Below are 19,035 nucleotides of genomic sequence, written 5' to 3'. Positions count from 1 at the left end.
TGCAAGGCCTTAAGTTTTTATAAAGAAAAACAATATGATTCCTGTTATGCTTATAGTAGTAAAGCTTTGTTATTGACAAATAAAGCCGAAGAGATTGCTTATATTAATTTTATGCAAGCCTATAGTGCTTATAAAAAAGGTTTTTATAAAAAAGCATTACAAAGTTTACATTCAATAACAAATGAAGAGGAGAATATTTTAGAAAAACAAGTCTTATTAGGAAGTGTATACTTAAGTTTAAAAGAGTATAATAAATCAATAGTTCACTATCAAAAAGCTTTAGAGAAAAAACCAGAGCCTTTTAGGAAAAAGAACATTTACCATAATTTAGGAGTTAATTTCTTACAAAAAAGAGCTTTTGGAAAAGCTAACGAATATTTTTTGAAAGAAGTTTCTCTAATAAAGAAGAAAGATACTGCTGCAATAATTAGAGCCAAAATAGATTTAGCAAACCTATACTATAATCAATATTTAGATGATAAGGCAATTCCTTTATTTCAAGAGGCTTATGATTTGTCCAAATTGTATTCAGATTTTAATCTTAAACAAATATCCGTGAGAAACATGGCGGTTGTGGAGAAGAATAGAAAAAACTACCAAAAAAGTATAGAGTATTATATGGAATATGGTAATTGGAAAGACTCTATTTGGAACCGCGATAAAATTTGGGAGCTTACAGAAAAAGACAAACAATTAGCCGTAGCTCAAAAGCAACAAGAAATCGTTTTACAAGAAGAACAGCTAAAACGTCAAGCGGTAGTGCAAAAGAGTTTAGTAATTGGAGCTTCAGGATTATTAGTTTTTCTCGGGTTTTTAGGCTATTTTTATAGAGAGTTAAAAAGTAAAAATAGGTTTATTACCCAACAAAAGGAAGAGTTAAACGTAGCTAACAAAACGAAAGACTATTTGTTTTCTGTAGTATCTCACGATTTACGTTCACCAATAAATACAATTAAACGACAACACGAAAAGTTAAAACGACAGTTAAAAAACAAAGAATACGATGCGGTAAGTGAAACGACCAACAACGCGATTGCGTTAACTGAAAGCACGAGTCATTTATTAAACAACGTATTGCATTGGTCGTTAGAGCAAAACAATCAGTTATCGTTTAAAGCAGAAGAATATCCTTTAAAACCGTTGGTAGAACAGGCTGTTTATAACTTTGAAGAAATTGCAGAAGCTAAAAACATTGCACTAACGACAAAGTTAGAAGCTACTATTTTGGTAAAAGCAGACAAAGAGTCCTTAAAAATAGTATTGAGAAATTTGTTAGATAATGCACTAAAATACACAGGAGAAAACGGCAAGATTGAAGTAAAAACCTATAACGACTCTGAAGAATTTAGTGTAATTAAGATTAAAGACACAGGTTTTGGAATTTCAGAAGAAAAACTAGCAAAAATAAAAGGATTAGAAGACTTAAGTATTGACAAAATTAACAGATCTGAGGGCGTAGGGCTAGGTATGTTACTATGTCAAACACTTATTAAAAAGAATAATGGAAAATTACTCATAGATAGTGAGTTGGAAGTGGGGACAACTATACGAATTTTGTTACCCAACGCAAGCGCATAAATTATGAAAAAACTACAATTACTATTGCTAGAAGACTTAGAAGAAGAAGCTTTAGAACTTTCTTCTTTTTTAGAAGATAATGACTACGAAGTATCATTAGCAAAAAATGCGGTAGAAGCAGAAAAGCTAATTAGAAATCGCTTTTTTGATGTTATTATTTTAGACATCATGATAAACGGAAGACCAGACGGAATTTCGTTAGCACACCGTTTGAATAAAGAAGGAATTAATGTGCCTTTTTTATTCCTAACAAGTATGCAAGGAAGAGAAATTTTTGATGAAGCAAAACTAACCAATCCGTTAGTGTATCTTCTAAAACCATATAACAAACTAGAATTGTTATTTTCTTTAGAATTGGCAATTGAGTCGTGTTATCAACAAAACAACAGTATTAGTTTAGCATCAAACAATGGTGTAATAAGTCCGTCTTTTTTATTTATAAAGAAGAAAAGAAGCGTGGTTAAAGTAGATGTAGCTGCTATTAATTATGTAGAAGTAAAAGAAAAATACTGTAGCTTAATTTGTGACTCAGGAAATTATCTAATAAAGTTATCGCTAACCAAGCTAAAAGACATGCTATCTAATCCAGATTTTAGACAAGTGCATAGAAATTACTTAGTTAACGTAAAGAAAATCAAAGAAATTTACTTTGAAGATAATCTTATTGTCTTAGATAATGATGAAAAAATACTCTTTAGTGAGCGTTACAAAACAGCATTTATAAAAGACAATACAATTTTTAGGTAGTTATACCACTTTAGAAACTAAACTTATAACAAAGCCAAAGCCATTTTCAATATTAGAAATAGCTTTGGCTTTTTCATTATTACTAATAGTAGCATCATCAATAAGTTTAAGTGTTTTTATGGCGTTTGCATTGGTAATTTTACTTTCCTTAATAAAAGCATCCACTTCGCTAAGCTTTAGGTTTGTTAAACTAGCCAATTGTTTGTTAAACTCAGCATCAGTTTGTGAAGCAGCTTCTTTAGCTATATTGTTCCAGTCTATAGAGTTCATAATCGTTATTTTTCAGAAATTACTTTTTCAATGGTTACCAATTTATTTAGGGCACTTCCAGTTTTATCAATACTCTGATTAATGGTGTTTTCAACCTTTTTTATATTAATTTTATCACCTGTAAGTTGATCTATTGCCGACAAAGCGTCACTTTCTGTAGTTTTTATGTTTACAGCAGAGTTAATTAAGTTTTGAAGCGAAGTAGTAGCTTTACTATAATCGCTATAATTAGAGTTTAGTTGGTTTAAAATATCTTGTCTTTGTAAATCTAATACACTTTGAAGCGAATCTTTTTTATGATTAATAATAGGAACAATACTATTTAGAATATTAGGTAGTTCTTTTTTATAATCTAAAGAATCTGGTAATAAACTTTCAAACTTTTTTAATAGCGTAGGTGTGTACTTGTTTTCAATAAATAAATTGATTTTTTCTTTTCGCTCATCAAAAAGTTTATTGATTAAAGACACATTTAAAGCATGCATATTATCAGCCTCTTTAATAACTTCTTTAGTAAGCGTTACAGTAGAGCTAGGAATACTAGCACAAGAAAGAAGTAAAAAACTAAAAATAGATACGTAAAAATACTTCATAAGTGTAATTTTAAAATTAAAAAGAGGTTGCTATAATATAGAGCTAAGTTTGGTTAGTATGTTGTAAGCTCAATTATAATCACTTAACGGTGCAACCTCTTTTATTTTTAGTAATAGTTATTTATTGGGTTTAGGTACAATAAAAATAGATTTAACCCTATCTATAATGCCTTGTAATATGCTAAAAATAGCTTCTGAAGAAAACCCACCAATCAGTGCTAAAACACCTTTATTAAAAAGGTTGATGTCTTCAGGGCTTTTAGTGTAAAATGAAATAATTTCCGACATAATTAGTCCAGCAATAATACCAAGTACTATCTGTGCTAAATAAGAAATAGACTCTTCAGAAACCATGGTTGATTCTCTAATAGAATCGCTAACTCTTTTCAATAAATAAAAAATAACTCCTAAACCAGCAACAGATGCTAAGTAGGAGAGGTTTAAAAGGAGTGGTAATCCAGAGTTATTCATTAAACCTTTATCTAATGAGTTATTATTTACATCAGGAGAAAGTGCAGTAATAATAAATAAAACCAAAAAGAAAAGAGCTAAAAAAATAAGGTTCCTTACCACAGGAAGCTTGCTAAAAATCGATTTGTTTTGTCCTTCTTCACGCAGTGCTTTAGTGTATTCTATCGATTTTGGCGTTGCAGGAGCAATGTTTTTAACAAGAATATTATGCGCATTTATCAAGTCGTTTAAACCCTTACTTTCAATGAGAGAATTGACTTCTGTATTAATAGTAATCCCATTGTAAATAGCATACGATAGCATGTTGTTAATTTCAGTAATTAATTCTTTAAATACCTTAGGATAAACATCGGTAGTGTTAACTACTTTCTTGGTATCTTTTATGGGGGTACTGTTCTCCATTAGTTGTAGGTTTATGAATAGGAATAGGGTAAACACATACTAAAATTAAGAATGATATAGAAAAGAATGAGCAGAGAAACCTTGAGCGTATAAAAGTTGATTATTAGCGTTATTGATAGAAGGGTAAAGCAATAAACAAAAGATAAAATATAAAGCGATTTACTTAACTTAAAATTAAAGGTAGTTTTTGCATTATTTGTAGTATATTTGCATGCAATTAATTAACAACACACTAAATTGATTGCATATGCAAGCTCATCAAGCTAAAATATTAGGAGAAGGATTAACGTACGACGACGTTTTATTAGTTCCTGCCTACTCAGAAGTACTTCCAAGGGAAGTTTCAATCCAAACAAAATTTACAAGAAACATAACAATCAATGTTCCAATAGTATCAGCAGCTATGGATACGGTAACCGAATCTGCTATGGCAATTGCTATTGCAAGAGAAGGAGGAATAGGAGTGTTACATAAAAATATGACAATTGAGCAACAAGCTCAAGAAGTTCGTAAAGTAAAACGCGCAGAAAGCGGAATGATAATCGATCCGATTACTTTGTCGTTAAGTGCAATCGTTTTAGATGCTAAACAAGCAATGCGTGAGCATAAAATTGGAGGTATTCCAATTGTTGATGAAGCAGGAAAATTAGTAGGAATTGTAACGAATCGTGATTTGCGTTTCGAAAAAAATAACGAGCGTCCTATTGTTGAAGTTATGACCTCTGAAAACTTAGTAACTGTTGCAGAAGGAACTTCTTTAAAAGATGCTGAAGTTATCTTACAAGAAAACAAAATAGAAAAGTTACCTGTTGTTAATGACGATGATAAGCTAGTAGGATTAATTACTTTTAGAGATATTACAAAGCTTACACAAAAACCAATAGCTAATAAAGACTCATATGGACGTTTACGTGTAGCTGCAGCATTAGGTGTAACGCATGATGCAGTTGATAGAGCAGAAGCCTTAGTAAATGCAGGGGTAGATGCTGTGATTATTGATACAGCTCACGGACATACCAAAGGAGTGGTTTCTGTATTAAAAGAAGTAAAAGCTAAATTCCCTGAATTAGATGTTGTTGTAGGGAACATTGCAACACCAGAAGCAGCTAAATATTTAGTAGAAGCTGGAGCAGATGCAGTAAAAGTAGGAATAGGACCAGGATCTATTTGTACAACTCGTGTTGTAGCAGGTGTAGGATTCCCACAATTTTCAGCAGTATTAGAAGTAGCAGCTGCTATTAAAGGAAGTGGAGTTCCTGTAATTGCTGATGGAGGTATTCGTTATACAGGTGATATTCCAAAAGCTGTTGCGGCTGGAGCAGACTGTGTAATGTTAGGGTCGTTATTAGCAGGAACCAAAGAATCTCCGGGAGAAACTATTATTTACGAAGGAAGAAAATTCAAATCGTATCGTGGAATGGGATCTGTTGAAGCCATGAAACAAGGGTCAAAAGATCGTTACTTTCAAGATGTAGAAGACGATATTAAAAAATTAGTTCCAGAAGGAATTGTAGGACGTGTAGCTTACAAAGGAGAATTACAAGAAAGTATTCACCAATTTGTAGGTGGGTTACGTGCAGGTATGGGATACTGTGGAGCAAAAGATATTGAAACACTAAAAAACACAGGAAAATTTATCCGTATTACTGCAAGTGGAATTAACGAAAGTCATCCACACGATGTTGCTATTACTAAAGAAGCACCTAACTATAGTAGACGATAAACTATAAAGAAACTATAAAACAAAAACGCTGTTAGTAATTAAACTAACAGCGTTTTTGTTTACAACATTTTTTCTTCTTTATTAACTAATGTAAAAAGGGCACTTTTAAACTCCTAACAAATGTAAAAGCACTTTTTATAAATAATGAGAATTAAAATCAATATAATAAATAATGAATTGTAGTTTTGTAAGTAAGATAGAAAAGAAACTACTAATAAGTTAAATAAAACGAAAGAGCAGGATGAGCGACAAAATTTTAACTTGGAAAGACGTAATTAATTTTGCAGTTAATGGTAATCCAACACCTGATAAAAGAGTGGAAAAAACAGCAACAGAATGGCAAGAACTTTTAACTACTGAACAGTTTAGAGTTACCAGACAAAAAGGAACAGAAAGACCAAATTCAGGAGCATTGTGTAGTGTTTATGATGCTGGCAAATATAAATGTGTATGCTGTGGCACACCTTTGTTCGATTCAACGATTAAATTTAGTTCAGGTACCGGGTGGCCTAGTTTTACGCAACCTATAAAAGAGAATGCTATTCAATATGAAAAAGATACTACTTTTGGTATGGTACGCGTAGAAGTAATGTGCAACACTTGCGATGCTCATTTAGGACATGTATTTCCTGACGGACCAGAACCTAGTGGATTACGTTATTGTATAAACTCAGCATCAATGATTTTAGATACTGAATAAAAGAAAGTATATAAATGACAAATAATAAATTAGAACTAATTACCGTTGGTGGCGGTTGCTTTTGGTGCGTAGAAGCTATTTTAAATGAAATAAAAGGAGTAGAAGAAGTGGTATCTGGTTATATGGGAGGAACCGTACCAGGAACACCAACTTATAGAGAAATTTGTTCAGGTTTAACAGGACACGCAGAAGTAGTACAAGCAACATTTAATCCTGAAATTATAAGTTATGAAGAGTTGTTGGTAATGTTTATGACAAGTCATGACCCAACAACTTTAAATAGGCAAGGAGCTGATGTAGGAACACAATACCGTTCAGTAATTTTTTATCAGAATGAAGAGCAACAACAAACTGCTGAAAAAGTAGTAGAAAAATTATCTCCGCATTATGAAGATGAAATTGTAACAGAAATAACTCCATTAACTACATTTCATGCTGCGGAAGAGTATCATCAAAATTATTATGAAAACAACAAAGAACAAATGTATTGTGCTGCAGTAATTTCACCCAAGCTATCTAAACTTAGAAAAATGTACGCAAACAAACTAAAAGAACAATAGAACGTGTTGAAATTCAATATACAAAATACCTTTACTAAAGAATTACCAGCAGACCCAATTCAAGAAAATACTCGAAGACAGGTTACAGAAGCTTGTTTTTCGTATGTAACACCTAAAAAAACATCCAATCCAAAAATGATTCATGTTTCGGATGAAATGGCAAATGAGTTAGGACTTTCAGAAATAGCAATAGCTTCAGAAGAATTTAAGAATGTTTTTACAGGGAATGATGTATATAAAAACACACAACCGTATGCGATGTGCTACGGCGGACATCAATTTGGACATTGGGCAGGACAATTAGGAGACGGCAGAGCAATTAATTTGTTTGAAACAGTCTATGATAATAAAAAATGGGCTTTGCAGTTAAAAGGAGCTGGAGAAACACCGTATTCACGTACTGCGGATGGACTAGCAGTGTTACGTTCCTCTATTCGTGAGTATTTGTGTAGTGAAGCCATGTATCATTTAGGAGTTCCTACAACAAGAGTTCTCTCCTTAGCTTTGTCTGGAGAAGAAGTATTAAGAGATGTAATGTACGACGGAAACACTGCGTATGAAAAAGGAGCCATTGTATGTAGAACAGCCGAGTCTTTTTTACGTTTTGGTAGTTACCAAATATTTCCTGCCAGAGGAGATGTAAAAACATTAAAAACACTAGTTGATTATACAATTAAACATCATTATTCTCATTTAGGTGAACCTTCAAAAGAAACGTATGTTTCCTTTTTTAAAGAGGTAGCAGAGCGTAGTTTAGAAATGGTTATTCACTGGCAACGTGTTGGTTTTGTTCATGGAGTAATGAATACCGATAATATGTCTATTCTTGGTTTAACCATTGATTATGGACCTTATGGATGGTTAGAAGGTTATGACCACGGATGGACACCAAATACAACGGATAATACCCATAAGCGTTACCGATATGGTTCGCAGCCAGAGGTAGTTTTATGGAATTTATATCAGTTGGCAAATGCTTTATATCCTTTAATTGAAGAAGCAGAACCTTTAGAAGCAGTTTTGGAAAATTACCAAGAGCAGTTTCCTGAAAAGTATATGCAAATGATGCGAGAAAAATTAGGTTTTTTTTCTTCACAAGAATTAGATGGAACGTTAGTTTCAAACCTTGAAGAAGTACTTCAAAAAACAGAAACTGATATGACCATTTTTTTCCGATTGTTGTCAGGGATTTCAAAAGATGATAGCATAGAGGAGGTAATCAAAAAAATAGAAAAAGCATTTTATACGCCTTCAGAAGTTGTAGACGAAATAAAAAAATCTTGGGAAAACTGGTTCCAAAGTTATATAGATAGATTACAAAACGAAACTGTTTCAGATGAAGACAGAAAAGAAAAAATGAATGCTATAAACCCGAAATATGTACTCAGAAATTATATGGCACAATTAGCCATTGATGATGCAAATAAAAATGACTTTGTATTGTTAAATGAGTTATATTTACTGCTCAAAAATCCTTACGATGAGCAACCAAAATATGAAAAATGGTTCGCAAAACGACCAGAATGGGCTCGAAATAAAGTAGGATGCTCTATGTTATCTTGTAGTTCTTAAGATAAAAATGTATATAAATTTTTTGCTTAAATAAAACATTTTAAAACACAGGTTTTGAGTTGTTTATGTTTTGTTATTAAAAATAATTCAAAATGCTTTTTTAAATAAAAATCAAAATAAATTTGGAAAATCCATTTTTATAATTGAATATTTGTGCTCGTAAAAGTTCAAACACTTATTGACGATGTTATCAAGAAAGGTGGAGGGATTAGACCCTATGAAACCTTAGCAACCCTTTGTGCAAACAAAGAAGGTGCTAAATTCTACCAGAGCGTAAAAACTCGTGGATAGATAACCCAAAGAAGTTTCTTTAATATCTACAAGAATCTTCTTATAATTTCTTAATAACATTTTTCTAGTAAGCAACATCTAAAAGTAGATGTGTTTTGGCTTTTGGTTTAATTTTTTATTAACTCAAAAACAAGAAAAATGAGTACACAAAAATTCGCAACAAACGCGTTGCACGCAGGTCATGATGTAACACAAAACGGAGGAACAAGAGCAGTTCCTATTTATCAAACTACTTCGTATGTTTTTAATGATTCAGAACATGCAGCAAACCTATTTTCGTTAAAAGAGTTGGGATTTATTTACACCCGATTAAATAATCCTACCAATCAAATTTTGCAGGATCGTTTAGCTGCTTTAGAAGGTGGGATTGGAGCAGTAGTTTTTGCTTCGGGAACAGCAGCTATTTCGACTGGATTGTTAACCTTATTAAAAGCAGGAGATCATATTGTAGCTTCGAGTAGTTTGTATGGAGGAACCTATAACTTGCTAAACGTTACCTTACCAAGACTAGGAATTACGACTACGTTTGTAGATGCTTCAAACCCTGATAATTTTTCGGCAGCAGTACAAGAGAATACTAGAGTCTTTTTTGTTGAATCTCTAGGGAATCCGAAGTTAGATGTATTGGATTTAAAAGCTATATCTGCACATGCTAAAAAAGCAGAAGTGCCTTTTATTGTAGATAATACAGTAGCTACACCAGCTTTATTAAATCCGATAGAACACGGGGCTAATATTGTAATTCACTCCCTAACAAAGTACATTGGAGGGCAAGGAAACTCGTTAGGAGGAGCCATTATTGATGCAGGAACCTTTAACTGGGCTAATGGGAAATTCCCTGAATTTACAGAACCTTCAGCAGGATATCACGGATTGGTATACCATGAAACTTTAGGAGCAGCATCGTATACATTTAAGCTGATTTTAGAAGGCTTACGTGATTTTGGAGGCGCGTTGAGTCCGACAAACGCATTCAACATCATTCAAGGATTGGAAACCTTAGAAGTACGAATTCAAAAACATAGTGAAAATGCCTTGAAACTAGCAAAATGGTTACAAGAACAAGAAGAAGTTGCTTGGGTAAACTATCCAGGGTTGGAAGACAACAAGTACAAAAACTTAGCAGATGAATACTTACCAAAAGGTCAAAGTGGATTGGTAACTTTTGGAGTAAAAGGAGGTTACGAAGCTGCTAAAACCATTGCTGACAATACCAGACTCTTTTCATTACTAGCCAATATTGGAGATACCAAATCTTTAATTATTCATCCAGCAAGTACCACACACCAACAATTGAGTGATGAAGCTCAAGAAAGTACAGGAGTTACTAAAGACTTAATCCGTTTATCAGTTGGTTTGGAAAATATTGAAGATTTAAAAACCGATTTACAAGAAGCATTTGCTCAAATTCCTAAAGAAGTATTGGTTTAAAACAACTTGCGTTAGGGATTGAAGTGGCATCGTTTTGTTGTCAGTTCGAGTTTGCGAAGCAAGTATCGAGAACCAACAAAAGATATAACGGAAAGCCCGACCCTTTAAGGGAACGCCCATAAAGACATCAATAATGAAAAGTGATTTGCAGCATATTAATATTCTTAGTTATACCACATTAAGCGGTACACAATTCGATACAATTCCGTTAAGCTATCAAGTTTTTGGAAAAGCATTGGGTACTGCTCCTGTGGTACTTATTAACCACGCACTCACAGGAAATAGCAATGTTGCAGGAAGCCAAGGTTGGTGGCAAGATTTAATAGGAGAAGCCAAGGTTATAGATACTAATGAATATACCATTTTGTGCTTTAACATACCTGGAAACGGTTATGATAACTTCTTAATAGATGATTACAAAAGTTTCGTAGCACGTGATATTGCAAACATTTTTCTACAAGGGCTAGAACAACTCAACATAACACAATTATTTGCGTTGATAGGAGGATCTTTAGGAGGTGGAATAGCATGGGAAATGGCTGTGTTGAACCCGAAAATTACCGAACATTTAATTCCTGTAGCTACTGATTGGAAATCGACCGATTGGTTGATAGCAAATTGTCAAATACAAGAGCAATTTTTAATCAATTCTAGTAATCCTGTGCATGATGCACGTATGCATGCAATGTTGTGTTATAGAACACCAGAATCGTTTAAAAAACGTTTTCAGCGTTCAAAAAATGAAGAGTTACAGATTTTTAATGTAGAAAGCTGGCTGCTACATCACGGAAAAAAATTACAAGAACGCTATCAGTTAGCATCCTATAAATTGATGAATCAGTTATTAAAAACCATCGATGTAACAAAAGGAAGAGAAGAGCTAGATGTATTAGAGAGAATCGAGGCAGACATCCATATTGTAGGCGTAGATTCCGATTTGTTTTTTACTGCGGAAGAAAACAGAGAAACACATAAACAACTGGCATCTGCCCATGCGAATGTAACCTATAATGAAATTAATTCAGATCATGGGCATGATGCTTTCTTAATAGAATACAAGCAATTAGAAAAAATTATTGAACCGATATTCAATCAAAAATCAACAAATAAAAGAATGAAAATTTTAAAGTTTGGCGGAAAATCTTTGTCGAATGAAGGGATACAAAATGTAGTATCTATCATAGAACAGAAAATTAATGAAGGAGAAAAGATAGCAGTGGTAGTATCTGCAAGAGGAAATGCTACAGATGAACTGGAAGAACTCTTAGAAAGAGCTGCTAAAAATGAAACTTTTAAAGAACAATTAGAAGCATTTCGATATGAGCAAACGAAATTAACTCCGTTAGTAGATTTTTCTACGGAATTTAATCGCTTAGAAAAGTTGTTTGAGGGAGTGAGTTTGTTAGGAGATTATAGCCAAAAAATAAAGGATGAAGTACTAGCACAAGGAGAGTTGTTATCAATAAAAACGGTAACAGATTTATTACAACAAAAAGGGATCAATGCCCTAGCTACAGATTCAAGAGCGTTGTTAAAAACGGATGAGATAGTTGGCAAAGGGCAATCGATTGTTGAAATTTCTAAAGAAAATGTGTTAAATCATTTTAAGCAGTACAACGGAACAACTGTGAATGTGGTAGCGGGGTTTATAGCTTCAAACCTAAAAAACGAAACTACTACGTTGGGTAGAAACGGAAGTAATTACACAGCCTCGTTGTTAGCGAACTATCTAGATGCTGAAGAGTTGCAAAACTACACGCATGTTGATGGAATCTTCACGGCAAATCCTGATTTGGTGGCAGATGCTAAGAAGATAGAAGTATTGTCATTTTCCGAAGCAAATGAATTGGCAAACTTTGGAGCGAACATCTTACACGCCAAAACAATTATTCCGTTGTTAGAGAAGAATATCAATCTACGAATTTTAAATACCTTCAATCCTAACGATAATGGAACGCTTATTACAGCAAAGTCAACCTTAAAAGGAATCAAATCATTATCGGTTTTAGACAAAGTTGCCTTAATAAACTTTGAAGGAAGGGGGTTGTTAGGTAAAGTCGGAGTTGATGCGCGTATTTTTAAAGCATTGAGCAATCACGGAATTAGTGTGAGTATTATTTCACAAGGTTCTTCAGAAAGAGGAATTGGTTTAGTGGTCGACAAATCGAATGCAACTGCTGCTGTAAAAGCCTTAGAGCAAGAGTTTGAAAATGACATACAAACAAAAGATGTAAATCAAATTTCAATTCAGGAAGAAGTATCTGTAATTTCAATTATTGGGCAAGATTTAAGTGAGTTTCATCAGCCATACAACGCTTTAATTAAGAACCAAATAGTTCCCTTGTTATTCAACAATACCATTACAGGTAAGAATGTAAGTTTGGTAGTTAAAAAAGAGCAATTACACAAGGCGTTGAATGTGATTCACGGTCAAGTATTTGGGGTTGCTAAAAAGATAAACATAGCTGTTTTTGGTAAAGGATTAGTTGGAGGAACCTTGATTGAACAAATTTTAGAAAATTCAAAATCGATTTTAGAAAGACGTAAAATTTATCTGAACATTTTTGCGATTGCGAACTCTAAAAAAGTGTTGTTAGCAAAAAATGGAGTTGGAACTAATTGGTTGAATGAGCTTGAAAAAGCAGTAGAAGATAAGCATACAGTTGATAGTGTAATTGACTATGCAAAAGAACATCATTTAGAAAATTTAATAGCAGTAGACAATACAGCAAGTGTAGATTTTATAGAAAATTACATTCCTTTAGTCAATGCTGGATTCGACTTGGTTTCTTCTAACAAAATAGCGAATACTGTTTCGTACGATTTTTATAAAGAGTTACGAAAAACCTTAGATAAAAATAAGAAGAGTTACCTGTATGAAACCAATGTTGGCGCAGGTTTACCATTGATTGATACGATTAAATTATTGCACGATTCAGGAGAGAATATAACCAGAATTCGAGGAGTGTTCTCAGGATCTTTAAGTTATTTATTCAATAAGTTTTCTTCGGAAGATGTAACATTTTCAACGGTGTTACAAGAAGCAATTGATAAAGGGTTTACAGAACCAGACCCTCGTGAAGATTTATGTGGAAATGATGTTGCTAGAAAACTATTGATTTTGGCACGTGAATTAGATTTAGAAAACGAGTTTGATGATATTCAGATAGAAAACTTGATTCCAGAGGAGTTTAGAGAAGTATCTTCTGATGAGTTTTTAGGAAACTTAGAAAAACTAGATACTACATTTCAACAGCAAAAAGAAGCACAAGAAGAGAAACACGTACTGAGATATATCGGAGATTTACATGGAGACTTACAACAAACAAAAGGAGAGTTAGATGTAAAATTAGTATCGGTACCAGAAAGTTCTCCTTTAGGAAGCCTAAAAGGTTCAGATGCCATTTTTGAAATCTATACGGAGTCTTATGGAGAACAACCTATTGTTATCCAAGGAGCAGGAGCAGGATCAAAAGTTACAGCCAGAGGAGTGTTTGGAGACATTTTACGATTAGCCAAGAATAATAATTAGTAGAAAGAAACAAGAAACAAGAAACAAGAACCAAGAAAATAGAGATAAGATTTACTAAAGCCTTTGTCAGTTCGAGTGATTTTTATGGAGTGTTAACGAAGTAAAAATTGTATCGAGAACGATTAGAATACTTCTCGATACAAAATTATTTTTATTTCATTTCAATAATTTTACTCGAAGTGACATCAGAAAAAAGGAATAGAAAACTTAAAAACAAGAACCAAGAAAATAGAGCAGAGAGAAAAGATATAAGAGCTAAGACCCACAAATTTTGATTCTTTTATCTGACAATGAAGCGGTCAAACATCTAAAAAAACAACATGAGCAAAAATTTTGAAACACAAGCCATACGAACGCAAACAGAACGTTCACAATTTTCAGAGCATTCTACACCTTTATACCTAACCTCAAGTTTTGTATTTGATGATGCTGAAGATATGCGAGCATCGTTTGCAGAAGAAAAGGAGAAGAATTTATACAGCAGGTTTTCAAATCCGAATACCACAGAATTTGTCAATAAAATAGTGGCTATGGAAGGTGCCGAAGCAGGATATGCGTTTGCAACCGGTATGGCAGCGGTGTTTTCAACTTTTGGCACCCTGTTAAATGCAGGAGACCATATCGTATCATGTTGTTCAGTATTTGGTTCAACACACAGTTTGTTTACAAAGTATTTACCAAAGTGGAATATAGAAACAAGCTACTTTAAAATAACAGAAGCAGAAAAAATAGAAAGTCTAATACAACCAAATACCAAAATATTATATGCAGAAACACCAACAAACCCAGCAGTAGATATTTTAGATTTAGAACTATTAGGAAGCATTGCAAAAAAACACAACATATTATTAGTAATAGATAACTGCTTCGCAACCCCATACCTACAAAACCCAATAAAATTTGGAGCAGACTTAGTAATTCACTCAGCAACAAAACTCATAGACGGACAAGGACGTGTCTTAGGAGGAGTTACAGTAGGAAAAGCAGAACTAGTAAAAGAAATCTATTTATTCTCAAGAAATACAGGTCCAGCAATGTCACCATTCAACGCTTGGGTATTATCAAAAAGTCTAGAAACACTATCAATAAGAGTAGAAAAACACTGTGAAAACGCGTTAAAAGTAGCACAATTTTTAGAAGAACATCCAAAGGTAAACCTGGTGAAGTACCCATTTTTAAAATCGCATCCACAGTATGAAATAGCAATAAAACAAATGCGATTAGGAGGAAACATTGTAGCCTTTGAAGTTAAAGGAGGCATAGAGGCAGGACGCAAATTTTTGAATAGCATAAAGCTATGCTCTCTATCAGCAAACTTAGGAGACACAAGAACCATTGTAACACACCCAGCATCAACCACGCACAGTAAATTAAATGAAGAAGACCGATTAGAAGTAGGAATTACAGATGGCTTAGTACGATGTTCGGTAGGATTAGAAAACGTAGAAGACGTAATTAACGATTTAAATCAAGCATTAAATAATTAAGAAGTAAAGCATATATTTGTAATATGCTTTCTAAGAAAACAAAATACGGAATTAAGGCGCTTACTTTTATTGCAAAACAAGAAAAGGGCACTATGGTACAAATAGCTACCATTTCAGAAAACGAAAACATTTCACACAAGTTTTTAGAAAGCATATTACTTACCTTACGAAAATCAGGGATTTTAGGAGCAAAAAAAGGAAAGGGTGGAGGCTATTATTTGCTAAAGCCTGCGAGCGAAATTAAAATGACTGATGTTATTAGAACACTAGAAGGACCTATTGCTATGGTACCATGTGTTAGTTTGAATTATTATGAAAAATGTGATGACTGTCCAGATGAAGAAGCATGCTCAGTACACAAATTAATGATTCAAGTAAGAGATAATACGCTACAAGTACTTCGTAATAACACACTTGCAGATTTAGTGTAGTATTAACAAATTGTAAAATTCAAATATTTTTTTGATTTCCCCTTGGAGAATTAAAAAGCATCTGTATATTTGTTGACTTAAAACCTAGTATTCCGATAGGGTAATGGTATTTTAAAAATGATTGTAGAACAAGTAGTAGAAAATAAAGCTAATTATAAAGAAGATAAGCTTTCTGAAAAACCACTAAGAAGCATTATAAAGTCAATAAGTTGGAGAGTTGTTGGTACCATAGATACAATATTAATATCATGGGTAATTACAGGACAAGTAAAAACAGCTTTTTCAATTGGAGCTGTAGAATTAGTAACAAAAATGCTATTGTATTTTTTTCACGAAAGAGTTTGGAACAGTATTAAATGGGGCAAAAAATGAGTATAGAAACAATGAATTTAGAAGCAGTAAACGCAGAGTTAAAAAACAAATCTCCAAAAGAGATTATTGTTTGGGCATTACTACAAGCAAATAAAGCCGTAGTAACTACAAACTTTCGTCCCTATGAAGGAGCCATTTTACACGCAGTAGCATCAGTAAAAAACAGTATAGATGTTATTTGGTGTGATACAGGATATAATACTCCACAAACCTATAAACATGCTGAAGAGTTAATTGAAAAATTACAATTAAACATTCAGTTGTATGTACCTAAACAAACGGTAGCACACAGAAATATTACTTTAGGATTACCAACAGTTGATGATCCAAAACATGCGGTATTTACTGAGCAAGTGAAGTTAGAGCCTTTTAAAAGAGCGATGGAAGAGCACAAACCAAATGTGTGGTTTACCAACTTAAGAAAAGGACAAACAGCTTTTAGAGATAGTATTGATATTGTTTCAAGAAGTAAAGATGGAGTATTAAAAGTGAGTCCGTTTTACCATTGGTCAGATGAGAAGTTAGATGCTTATTTAGAAGAGCATCAATTACCTAACGAGTTTAAGTACTTCGATCCCACAAAAGTAGAAAGTAACAGAGAATGTGGTTTACATATTTAAAGAACATGATTATGAATACAGAAACGATACAAGTAGGAGCTTTAGAAAGTGAAGCCATATATATATTAAGAGAAGTAGTCGCGCAATTTGAAAAACCGGTGTTATTGTTTTCGGGGGGCAAAGATAGCATAACACTGGTGCGACTTGCTCAAAAAGCATTTTATCCAGCAAAAATTCCGTTCCCTTTATTGCATATTGATACTGGGCATAATTTTCCTGAAACGATTGAATTTAGAGATCGTTTGGTAGAAGAATTAGGTGTTGAGTTAATCGTAAGAGAAGTACAAGACAATATTGATGCTGGTAAAGTAAAAGAAGAAACAGGAAAGTACGCTAGCCGAAACATGTTACAAACCGAAACGTTATTAGATGCCATTGAAGAATTTGGTTTTGACGCATGTATCGGTGGAGCGCGTAGAGATGAAGAAAAAGCGAGAGCTAAAGAGCGTATTTTTTCAGTAAGAGATGATTTTGGGCAATGGGATGAAAAGAATCAGCGCCCAGAGTTGTTCGACATGCTAAATGGAAGAATTGATTTAGGTCAAAATGTACGTGTTTTTCCAATTTCTAACTGGACAGAGTTAGATGTTTGGTCGTATATACAACAAGAACAAATTGAAATTCCATCCATCTATTTCGCTCATAAAAGAGCCACTTTTATTAGAGACGGGTTAATCTGGTCTGCAAACGATGAAGTTGTGTATAGAGAAGAGGAAGAAGAAGTACAAGAGCGTATGGTTCGTTTTAGAACAGTAGGAGATATGAGTTGTACGGCAGCGGTTTTATCAGATGCAATAGATATAGATACGGTGGTAGACGAAATTAGAGAATCTTCCATATCAGAAAGAGGAGCAAGGATAGATGATAAACGCTCAGAAGCAGCAATGGAGAAACGTAAACAACAAGGATATTTTTAAAAGAAAACCTAGTATTTAGTATAGAGTAATGAGAAAAAATACTCAAAACTCAATACTAATCACTCAATACTAAAACAACATGAACGTAGTAAAAATAGCAACAGCAGGAAGTGTAGATGATGGAAAGAGCACACTAATAGGGCGAATTTTATACGATACAAAATCATTAACCCAAGATAAATTAGAAGCAATAGAAGAAAAAAGTAAGCAACGTGGATTTGATTACTTAGACTTTTCTTTAGCCACTGACGGATTAGTAGCAGAACGTGAACAAGGGATTACTATTGATGTAGCTCACATATATTTTTCAACACCTAAAACCAGTTTTATCATAGCTGATACTCCAGGTCATATAGAGTATACTAGAAACATGGTAACAGGAGCTTCGAACTCACAAGCTTCTATCATTTTGGTAGATGCCAGAAATGGAGTGGTAGAACAAACCTATCGTCATTTCTTTATCAATAATTTATTGAGAGTAAAAGACGTGATAGTAGCTGTAAACAAAATGGATTTGGTAGACTTTTCAGAAGAAAAATTCAATCAGATTAAAGGAGAAATAGAGTATCTAGCTAAGAAGAGCGACTATCAAAATCAAAATATCACATTCATACCTCTTTCAGCTTTGAAAGGAGATAATGTTGTGAAGTCTTCAGAAAACACCCCTTGGTATAAAGGAGAAACATTACTGAATTACCTTGAAAACTTGGGGTCTGAAGATACGCAAGAAGTATCAAAAGCACGTTTCCCAGTGCAAACAGTTATTCGACCTAAAACGGATGAGTATCATGATTTTAGAGGATATGCTGGGAAATTGTATGGAGGTGATTTAGCAGTAGGAGATAGTGTAACGGTATTACCATCAGCAACAAAATCTACCATAAAAAGCATTCAATTTTTTGATAAAGAATATGCAAGAGCAAAAAGAGGAAGCTCTGTAAACATCACCTTAGAAGATGATGTAAACGTAAGTAGAGGAGATATGTTGGTGAAAACAGGAGAAGAACCTTCTGTGGTAAAACAGTTAGAAGCTACTATTTGTTGGATGGATAAGGCGCCATTACAAGCTTCAGAAAAGTATTACATCAAACACGGAGTAAACGATGTACAAGCAAAGATAACAGGTTTAAAAACAATCATTCGTACTGATTTTTCTGGAGTAGAAGAAGCGCCTGTTAAGTTATCATTAAACGAAATAGGTGAAGTAAGTTTAAAAGTAAGTAAGCCTTTGTTTGTTGATTCATATGAAGAAAATAAGGCAAACGGAGCATTTATCATTATCAACCCTAAAACGAACAATACGTCAGGAGTTGGTTTTATCAAGTACTAAAATTTAAA

17 protein-coding genes and 1 riboswitch are annotated in these 19,035 nt (G+C 33.5%); of the genes, 14 read left to right on the top strand and 3 right to left on the bottom strand.

Features of this window, described 5'->3' with window-relative positions:
* The first annotated feature begins 72 nt into the window (after positions 1-72).
* A complete protein-coding gene (locus D6200_RS04540; RefSeq protein WP_125064373.1) occupies positions 73-1,578 on the top strand; it encodes a tetratricopeptide repeat-containing sensor histidine kinase in 1,506 nt (501 codons plus the stop codon).
* 3 nt (positions 1,579-1,581) lie between these two features.
* Positions 1,582-2,325, top strand: a complete 744-nt coding sequence (locus D6200_RS04535) for a LytR/AlgR family response regulator transcription factor (RefSeq protein WP_073182943.1) — start codon at positions 1,582-1,584, stop codon at positions 2,323-2,325.
* On the opposite strand, the gene D6200_RS04530 is transcribed toward D6200_RS04535, so the two are convergent.
* The 3 genes from D6200_RS04530 to D6200_RS04520 all read right to left on the bottom strand — a co-directional run bounded on the left by D6200_RS04530 (position 2,326) and on the right by D6200_RS04520 (position 4,061).
* Complete coding sequence (locus D6200_RS04530) at positions 2,326-2,595, bottom strand: hypothetical protein (RefSeq protein ID WP_047789511.1); 270 nt, start codon at positions 2,593-2,595, stop codon at positions 2,326-2,328. It abuts the gene before it with no gap.
* A gap of 5 nt (positions 2,596-2,600) precedes the next feature.
* The gene (locus D6200_RS04525; RefSeq protein ID WP_073182941.1) at positions 2,601-3,188 is read right to left on the bottom strand and encodes a hypothetical protein; all 588 of its coding nucleotides are present in this window, start codon (positions 3,186-3,188) and stop codon (positions 2,601-2,603) included.
* A 117-nt stretch (positions 3,189-3,305) separates the two neighbouring features.
* On the bottom strand, positions 3,306-4,061 hold the full coding sequence (locus tag D6200_RS04520; RefSeq protein ID WP_073182939.1) for a hypothetical protein: 756 nt from the start codon (positions 4,059-4,061) through the stop codon (positions 3,306-3,308).
* Between the two features lie 247 nt (positions 4,062-4,308).
* Between D6200_RS04520 and guaB the strand changes: the two genes are divergently transcribed.
* From guaB to D6200_RS04460, 12 genes are all read left to right on the top strand, one after another.
* Positions 4,309-5,784 (top strand): IMP dehydrogenase, encoded by a 1,476-nt coding sequence (gene guaB / locus D6200_RS04515; protein WP_073182936.1) that lies wholly within the window; start codon positions 4,309-4,311, stop codon positions 5,782-5,784.
* A 253-nt stretch (positions 5,785-6,037) separates the two neighbouring features.
* Entirely contained in the window at positions 6,038-6,484 is a 447-nt protein-coding gene (gene msrB, locus D6200_RS04510; protein ID WP_047789587.1) for a peptide-methionine (R)-S-oxide reductase MsrB, read from the top strand.
* Between the two features lie 14 nt (positions 6,485-6,498).
* Positions 6,499-7,044, top strand: a complete 546-nt coding sequence (gene msrA / locus D6200_RS04505; RefSeq protein WP_073182934.1) for a peptide-methionine (S)-S-oxide reductase MsrA — start codon at positions 6,499-6,501, stop codon at positions 7,042-7,044.
* Between the two features lie 6 nt (positions 7,045-7,050).
* Complete coding sequence (locus D6200_RS04500) at positions 7,051-8,616, top strand: protein adenylyltransferase SelO (protein ID WP_073182932.1); 1,566 nt, start codon at positions 7,051-7,053, stop codon at positions 8,614-8,616.
* A 184-nt stretch (positions 8,617-8,800) separates the two neighbouring features.
* Positions 8,801-8,914: riboswitch (SAM riboswitch) on the top strand.
* Positions 8,915-9,045: 131 nt separating this feature from the next.
* Complete coding sequence (locus tag D6200_RS04495; protein WP_073182930.1) at positions 9,046-10,338, top strand: O-acetylhomoserine aminocarboxypropyltransferase/cysteine synthase family protein; 1,293 nt, start codon at positions 9,046-9,048, stop codon at positions 10,336-10,338.
* Between the two features lie 133 nt (positions 10,339-10,471).
* Complete coding sequence (gene thrA / locus D6200_RS04490; RefSeq protein ID WP_073182928.1) at positions 10,472-13,870, top strand: bifunctional aspartate kinase/homoserine dehydrogenase I; 3,399 nt, start codon at positions 10,472-10,474, stop codon at positions 13,868-13,870.
* Positions 13,871-14,190: 320 nt separating this feature from the next.
* On the top strand, positions 14,191-15,357 hold the full coding sequence (locus tag D6200_RS04485; protein WP_073182926.1) for an O-succinylhomoserine sulfhydrylase: 1,167 nt from the start codon (positions 14,191-14,193) through the stop codon (positions 15,355-15,357).
* A 23-nt stretch (positions 15,358-15,380) separates the two neighbouring features.
* Entirely contained in the window at positions 15,381-15,788 is a 408-nt protein-coding gene (locus tag D6200_RS04480; RefSeq protein WP_047789518.1) for an RrF2 family transcriptional regulator, read from the top strand.
* Positions 15,789-15,905: 117 nt separating this feature from the next.
* Positions 15,906-16,160 carry a DUF2061 domain-containing protein gene (locus tag D6200_RS04475; RefSeq protein ID WP_073182924.1) on the top strand — a complete coding sequence of 85 codons (255 nt, stop codon included), beginning with the start codon at positions 15,906-15,908 and terminating at the stop codon, positions 16,158-16,160.
* An 11-nt stretch (positions 16,161-16,171) separates the two neighbouring features.
* A complete protein-coding gene (locus tag D6200_RS04470) occupies positions 16,172-16,780 on the top strand; it encodes a phosphoadenosine phosphosulfate reductase domain-containing protein (protein WP_073183439.1) in 609 nt (202 codons plus the stop codon).
* An 11-nt stretch (positions 16,781-16,791) separates the two neighbouring features.
* Positions 16,792-17,697: a sulfate adenylyltransferase subunit CysD gene (gene cysD, locus D6200_RS04465; protein WP_082118660.1), complete on the top strand. Its 906-nt coding sequence runs from the start codon at positions 16,792-16,794 to the stop codon at positions 17,695-17,697.
* Positions 17,698-17,776: 79 nt separating this feature from the next.
* The gene (locus D6200_RS04460; RefSeq protein ID WP_073182922.1) at positions 17,777-19,027 is read left to right on the top strand and encodes a sulfate adenylyltransferase subunit 1; all 1,251 of its coding nucleotides are present in this window, start codon (positions 17,777-17,779) and stop codon (positions 19,025-19,027) included.
* The last annotated feature ends 8 nt before the right edge of the window (positions 19,028-19,035 follow it).

Origin of the sequence: Tenacibaculum mesophilum (assembly GCF_003867075.1) — a bacterium.
Lineage (GTDB): Bacteria > Bacteroidota > Bacteroidia > Flavobacteriales > Flavobacteriaceae > Polaribacter > Polaribacter mesophilus.
Note: the sequence above shows the minus strand (reverse complement) of the source record. Positions and strands in the feature narration are given on the sequence as shown.